We start from the raw sequence: 522 nt of genomic DNA, 5'->3' as shown, positions 1-522 counted from the left end.
TGCTGGAGACGCAGACCGTGGATTTCAGCGTGGGTGCTGAAGGGCTTCGCCATGTACCGGGCGATGTCATTGAAATCTGCGATGATGACTATGCCGGTATCAGCATCGGCGGGCGCGTGCTGGCGGTGAACAGCCAGACCCGGACGCTGACGCTCGACCGTGAAATCACGCTGCCATCCTCCGGTACCACGCTGATAAGCCTGGTTGACGGAAGTGGTAATCCGGTCAGCGTGGAGGTTCAGTCCGTCACCGACGGACTTAAGGTGAAAGTGAACCGGGTTCCTGACGGCGTTGCAGAATACAGCGTGTGGGGGCTGAAGTTGCCGACGTTGCGTCAGCGCCTGTTCCGCTGTGTGAGTATCCGTGAGAACGATGACGGCACGTATGCCATCACTGCCGTGCAGCATGTACCGGAAAAAGAAGCCATCGTGGATAACGGGGCGCACTTTGACGGCGACCAGAGCGGCACGGTGAATGGTGTCACGCCGCCAGCGGTGCAGCACCTGACCGCCGAAGTCACCG

The 522-nt window shown here is 60.2% G+C and carries 1 pseudogene; it reads left to right on the top strand.

The features are described from left to right. A pseudogene (locus tag C0K55_RS25800) lies at window positions 1-522 on the top strand (phage tail protein); the annotation flags it as partial.

Origin of the sequence: Escherichia sp. MOD1-EC6098, from assembly GCF_002965865.1 — a bacterium.
GTDB classification, from domain to species: domain Bacteria; phylum Pseudomonadota; class Gammaproteobacteria; order Enterobacterales; family Enterobacteriaceae; genus Escherichia; species Escherichia marmotae.
Note: the sequence above shows the minus strand (reverse complement) of the source record. Positions and strands in the feature narration are given on the sequence as shown.